At 36.1% G+C, this 6,333-nt stretch carries 4 protein-coding genes; 2 read left to right on the forward strand and 2 right to left on the reverse strand.

The window, feature by feature from the left end:
- The first annotated feature begins 87 nt into the window (after positions 1 to 87).
- The gene (locus HHU12_RS00720; RefSeq protein WP_169654220.1) at positions 88 to 2,076 is read left to right on the forward strand and encodes a DUF3857 domain-containing protein; all 1,989 of its coding nucleotides are present in this window, start codon (positions 88 to 90) and stop codon (positions 2,074 to 2,076) included.
- 119 nt (positions 2,077 to 2,195) lie between these two features.
- Here the strand turns inward: HHU12_RS00720 and HHU12_RS00725 are convergent, their stop codons facing one another.
- Together HHU12_RS00725 and dapF are read right to left on the reverse strand one after the other, a co-directional pair.
- Positions 2,196 to 4,166 carry an OmpA family protein gene (locus HHU12_RS00725; RefSeq protein ID WP_169654221.1) on the reverse strand — a complete coding sequence of 657 codons (1,971 nt, stop codon included), beginning with the start codon at positions 4,164 to 4,166 and terminating at the stop codon, positions 2,196 to 2,198.
- 176 nt (positions 4,167 to 4,342) lie between these two features.
- Positions 4,343 to 5,122, reverse strand: coding sequence for a diaminopimelate epimerase (dapF, locus tag HHU12_RS00730; RefSeq protein ID WP_169654222.1), 780 nt, complete (start codon positions 5,120 to 5,122; stop codon positions 4,343 to 4,345).
- A gap of 226 nt (positions 5,123 to 5,348) precedes the next feature.
- On the opposite strand from dapF, the gene trpA reads away from it, so the two are divergent.
- Complete coding sequence (gene trpA, locus HHU12_RS00735) at positions 5,349 to 6,125, forward strand: tryptophan synthase subunit alpha (protein ID WP_169654223.1); 777 nt, start codon at positions 5,349 to 5,351, stop codon at positions 6,123 to 6,125.
- Positions 6,126 to 6,333: the final 208 nt, after the last annotated feature.

Raw genomic sequence — 6,333 nt, forward strand, 5'->3', positions numbered from 1 at the left:
CCACAGCACGAACCACCTTAACTCTTCATTCTTAACTTTTACCTCTCACCTCTTCATTATGTTTATTACTCAACAATTATCATCGAAATGAATCAAAAGAAATTATTACTGCTATTATCAATATTTTTTCAATGTAGTTTCTTTTCAGTTGCTCAATCTGTCACTCAAGATTTTGAATTCGGAGCAATGACGAAGGAAGAGTTTTTATCTGAAAGGTATGAGGTAGACACTTCCGCTGTGGCTTATTATGTGGGTGATTATGGAGAACTTTGGTACGAGAACGGTAATGGCTTTTTAATATCAGCATTAAAAAGAACAGTGAGAATAAAGATTCTTAAAACAGAAGGTCTAAAATATGCTGATCTATTGTTGAAGTATCAAAACGGTGGAGGGAGTATTCGTGCTATCAAGGGAAATGTTTATAATTTGGTGAACAACAAGCTCATTAAAGAAGAATTGAGACCGGAGAATATCTATGAAGAAGAGTTAACTGATTATGCAAAGTCTAAAAAGATCTCATTCAGAAATGTAAAAGTCGGTTCTATCATTGAGTATTCTTATATCAAGAGAGGCGGGTTTTATTTCTCTAAATGGGAAGCACAGAAAGATATTCCGGTGAAGGTGAGTGATTTTATATTTAAATACCCTAATGTAGTTTCATTCCATGTCAGAAATTCAGCCTTTTATCCACTGACCGAACTACCAAGTAGTACCACGAATATTTTTTTCAACTTCAACATGGGGTTAGTAGATAATAATCAAATTGTTACTATAAGGCACTGGAGAGAGGAGAATATACCTTCTTTTAGAGAAGAACCTCATATGTCGGCTCCAAATGACAAAAAAGCAAAGATTGAAATTGAATTTTCCCGTACGAATATTATTACCCAAGAGAATTATTCAACCTGGCATGATATCATGAAACTTTTATTGATGTCGAAATCTTGTGGTGGAGAATTAGGTAAAGTGGGTTATATGAAATCCAGTTTGAAAAAGATTAAAAACAGTACAGATGATAAAATAGAAAGGGCAAAGCAAGTTTATACTTTAATACAAGAAAGAATGACTTGGAATGGTCAAGAGGGGATAACAGTAGGTGAAGGAGGGTTGAAGAAAGCTTATGATCAACGAAAGGGAAATGTGGCTGAAATCAACCTGATGCTGGTCAATGCACTTCGAGAGGTAGGAGTATCTGCTTTCGCATTATTGGGAAATACTCGCTCAAATGGTAAAATTGAAAGATTGAATCCAAGTTTATATCGACTCGGGTACTTGATTGTATACATACAATGTGATGGAGAAGAATACTTTTTAGATGCCACTTCTAAAGATTTGCCATTTAATATTTTGCCTAAAAAAGCCTTGAATTATCAGGGTGTCGTCATGTCAGATAATTTAAGAGTGAATGGCCGGTTTGTAACTATTCCCTCCCTCTCTAAAGATGAGTTTTTTAAGAATATTGACTTGGAAATTACTCCTGATTTAACGGTGAAAGGATCATATAAAGGAGTTCATAAAGGGTATAACGCAGTAGATTTTCTGGAAGAATATAATAAAGATTCAGACAAGGAAGTGTTGATCGGAAAAATAGAGGAAAAGCATGAGGGCTTAATCGTAAATTCTTATGCGATTCAAGGAGTTGAAAAAGTGGGGAATACTCCAATAGAAACGGTTGAATTTGAAATTGAAAACTGTATAAAAAGAGCAGGGGATTCATTTATTATTAATCCACTTCAGGTTTTGGATATTATGGAGAGTCCTTTCAAATTGGAAGAAAGAAAATATCCTGTAGAGTTCCCGTATCCTTTGCGAAGAGCTTTTACGGTGAAATTAAAACTTCCTGATGGATTTAGTTTTAAGGAATTGCCTACTTCAACAAGGATGAATCTTATTGATAATAAAAGTGGCAGTTTTAGGTATGTCGTTGCACCAAACGGAAATGAAGTGATGATAATGGTGGACTTTAGACTGAATAAAATGATTTTCCTGCCAGAAGAATATCCTTTCTTAAAGAAATTTTTTGAGGATGCTTATGCTCTTCAGTTCTCGTCCGTAGCATTTAATCAAAGTCAGTAAAAAAAGAAGTCACTCTTTTATCATGATATTAATAAAAGAGTGACTTGTATTTTAAGTGTTAGATTAATATAAAATTCTAACGGTACGATCTTTTATGTAGAAACGATTTCTCCGAACTTCTAAATATCATCCAAAAGTGCAATAGTAGTACGACGGTTCAGCTGATGTTCTTCCTCTGTTTCAGCATTGAATTCTACAGGGAGAAGCTCTCCGTAACCTTTTGCTTCCAAGCGGTTAGGGTCAATTCCTCTACTGACGATGTATTCTACAGCCGCTTCCGCTCTTTTTTGAGAAAGTTTTAAGTTATATTTTTCAGAACCCCTGTCATCGGTATGCGAACCTAGCTCGATGCTGATATTAGGGTGCTGTTTAAGGAGCGTTACTAATTTATTCAATTCTCTTGCCGCATCAGGACGGATTCTGTAATCGTCAAAATCATAGAAGATATTATTCAGTGTGATTTCTCCTTCCTCTACTAATTCATCATAGAAATCTTTCGTTAATTCTACTTCAGACTCTAATGTCCAATTCACAATTTTTTCCGGTAGATCTTTAACATCGTCTTGATCCACTTCTTTGTCGGCTGTGGTGTAATAAACAGAATCTTTGAAATACTTTTCTTTATCTCCTGTCAAGATATATTCATCACCCATGGTCAGTTGTGTTTTGAATTCATAGCGTCCGTCTTTATTGGAAACTACTTTTTCAATCAATTCCATTTCTGGAGTATACAATACAACGTCAACACCTGCTAATAATACACGAGAGGTATCTTTAGTAGAGAAAGCTGTTCCCGCTAAGAAATAATTGACGGGTTTTAAAATAGGTGTCTTGTCAGAGAAGAAATAAATATGATCTGTTGCTGCTTCTCCACCACCTTCAATTCTGTTGGAAGTAAAAGCACCAAAGCGTTTTTCCAAAAATACAAGTCCGAAATCATCCGCAGAAGAATTGAAAGGTTTCCCCATATTTCTGATAGAGATTTTCTTGTTTTTACGAGTGGCCTCAAAAAGGTCCAAACCACCTAAGCCGGGATGTCCGTCTGAAGCGAAATACATTTTACCAGTAGGAGCCACAAATGGGAACATATCATTACCTCTTGAGTTGATTTTTGGTCCCATGTTTCTAGGCTTACCCCATGAACCATTTGTATTTAATTGCGATCTGTAAATGTCTATACCACCATAACCGCCTTTTCTGTTAGAAGCGAAATAAAGTGTTTTTCCATTGGTAGATAAGGCAGGGCAGGCGTCCCATGATTGAGGACTGCTGATGTTTAATATTGTAGGTTCTGTCCATTTTCCACCTTCCAATCTCGATTCATAAAGGTCAACTTCTTTGTAGTTTTCTTTGTGATGCCCGCTGTTGCTTTTGGCGAAAATCATATACGTACCTTCACGGTTGAAAGTCGCCGAAGCTTCATGGAAATTAGGATTATTGATTAAGCTGTCGAAGAAAGTAACGGTACCATTACAGCTGTCTGCTTTATCAAAAGTATAGCGATATAAACTTGAATAACCTTCACCAGTACCATGATAAACGGCATCTTTTGTATCTCTAGTAGAAGCAAAAATCAAATCTCCTTTTAAGAACATTGGAGAATATTCAGAAGCTTCCGTATTGATTGCATCACATTTTGTTACCTCAATAAACGGGTCAACTACCTTTGAAAGGCTGTCCACCATATCAATCTGCTTGATCTCGTCTTTTGCTCTACGGATCAGCTGACGGTCATCTCCTTCTTTAGCATATCTTGAAAATAATTTTCTAGCCTTCTCATAATCCCCTTGAAGCTCCAAACCATAGGCATAATAATAGTACATATCCATGTTCTCATATCCGCTGTCTTTGGCTTTTTTGTAATAGGGAAGAGCTTCGACAAGTCGGTTGGACAGACGGTAAGCTTCCGCTATTTTAAAATAAGCTTCAGGTTTCTCTTTGGTATATTTATCCGAAGAGACAATGTTCTCATATTTATGAATAGCAGGCTGATATTCACCATTAAGAAAGTGCTTTTCAGCTACTGAGAGTGGAGAGGAACAGCTTCCGAAGAGGCTTGCGATTGATATTGCTATAAGGAGGCGCTTCATATTTATTTAATGCGAGCAATGGTTTGCTGAGGTTAGTAAAAAAGGACTACTGTATAGAAGTTAGGAGTTTGTTTACTTTTGTGCAAATATTGAGGTATAAAAATAGCCTTTGTCTAAATAAAAATCTTAGATAAAGGCTATTTTTTACGAATGAGGTATTTCACTCAAAAGTATCTTTATGCATCAATCTTTCCTTCAAAAACAGGAGTAGCCGGTCCCGAAAGAATGATATTGTTGTATTTTTTATCACTGTCTTTTTCAAATCCAACAGCAAGTTGCCCACCTTTCACTTTTACAGCGATTGGAGAAGGCATTCCTTTTTCTATATTAGCGGCAATTGCACATGCTGTAACTCCTGTGCCACAAGCCAATGTCTCGTCCTCTACACCTCTTTCGAAAGTGTAAACTGTCAATGCTTGGTCACCTGTCACCTCTGCAAAGTTGACATTAGTACCTTCCTCATTGAAACGCTCATTATGACGGATTGCTTTTCCTTCTTCAACCGTATCGAAGTTTTCTAAAGAATCTTCAAAACGTACATAATGCGGTGAACCTGTATCCATAAAATAGTGGTCAGGGTTGATTTCAATCTCACCAGGAGGGTTCATTTTCAAATGTACTGTATTGGATTCGTCCAACTCTGCTTCATGTTCACCATCTGCAGCCCAGAACTTAGTCTTTGTTTCAAACAAGCCTAAAGTATGTGCAAAACGTACCGCACAGCGACCGCCGTTGCCACACATAGAACCAAGGTGTCCATCTGCATTAAAATAAACCATATCAAAATCATATCCTTCCTTCAAGCGGATAAGGATAAGGCCGTCGCCACCAATACCGAACCTTCTATCGCATAAGAAAGCCACCTTTTTATAATCATTAATGTCAAATTTATTGTCTCTGTCATCAATCATTACAAAGTCATTTCCTGCGCCTTGGTATTTCCAGAAGTTTATCATTTTGTTATCAGATTCTATGATTTATTATAAATTATCGAAAGGATGGGTGTGATTTTAAATTTATTCACAAGTATAGTTCCTTTGCACTACAAAAATATTGAGATAATTATTGAAAAAAAAGCAAATAATTGTAGATGTGTGCGTTTACTCACAAGAATTCAAACCGTAAGGGTGTTACTTTGATGTTTAATCCGTAACTTTCGTGACAAAACAAACAGATAGAACTATGCATAGAATTGATGAATTATTTCAGAGAAAGAAAGAAGACGTCTTAAACATTTATTTTACAGCAGGTTTTCCAAAATTAGAAGATACAAGAGTAATTCTTAAAGCACTTCAAGACTCAGGTGTAGACTTGATTGAGATTGGAATTCCCTTTTCAGATCCTGTAGCGGATGGCCCTACAATCCAAGACAGTAATCAAGTGGCTTTGGATGGCGGTATGACTATGCATAAGTTATTTGAACAATTAGAGGGTTTTAGAGAAGAAGTTCAAGTGCCAGTGGTTGTAATGGGCTACTTTAACCCAATTATGCAATACGGTTTAGAGAACTTCTGTAGAGATGCTCAAAGAGTAGGTATTGACGGTATTATCGTTCCTGATTTACCAATGATCGAATATCAAATGAACTTGAAAAAGATGTTTGATGAGCACGGTATCAGAAACACATTCTTGATCTCACCTCAAACTTCTGAAGAGCGTATCCGTGAGATTGATGAAAACACTGAAGGATTTATCTATATGGTATCTTCTGCAAGTGTTACAGGTGCAAAAACAGGTATTTCTGATGCACAGATTGATTACTTCAAAAGAATTGAAGACATGAAATTGAAAAACCCAAGATTGATCGGTTTTGGTATTTCAGACAATCAGTCATTCAAGCAAGCGTCATCTTACGCAAACGGAGCTATCATTGGTTCTGCTTTCGTAAAATTGATCAAGGAGTCAAACGACTTACCTGCTGATATTAATACTTTCGTAAAAGGAATTAGAGGAGAATAATTTTCTCTTTTTATGATATAAAAATGCTATTGGGTTTTAGGCTTGATAGCATTTTTTTATGCTCTATGCCGTCATGTTTTTAATTGTGGTATTGTTGTAAAATAAAATTGAAACCTATGTTTCAAGTGTTAAGCGATAGCGTACTAACTTAGCATTGTCAAAAGGAAATAAAACTCCTCAGAATAATATTTTGGATTTTCGAGGAGTT

Source organism: Flammeovirga aprica JL-4, from assembly GCF_012844305.1.
Lineage (GTDB): Bacteria > Bacteroidota > Bacteroidia > Cytophagales > Flammeovirgaceae > Flammeovirga > Flammeovirga aprica.

What these genes read in the sequence shown, in the direction of transcription:
- HHU12_RS00720 (WP_169654220.1), top strand. Translation starts at nt 88, where the DNA reads ATGAATCAAAAGAAATTATTACTGCTATTATCAATATTTTTTCAATGT.
- HHU12_RS00725 (WP_169654221.1), bottom strand. Translation starts at nt 4,166, where the DNA reads ATGAAGCGCCTCCTTATAGCAATATCAATCGCAAGCCTCTTCGGAAGC.
- dapF (WP_169654222.1), bottom strand. Translation starts at nt 5,122, where the DNA reads ATGATAAACTTCTGGAAATACCAAGGCGCAGGAAATGACTTTGTAATG.
- trpA (WP_169654223.1), top strand. Translation starts at nt 5,349, where the DNA reads ATGCATAGAATTGATGAATTATTTCAGAGAAAGAAAGAAGACGTCTTA.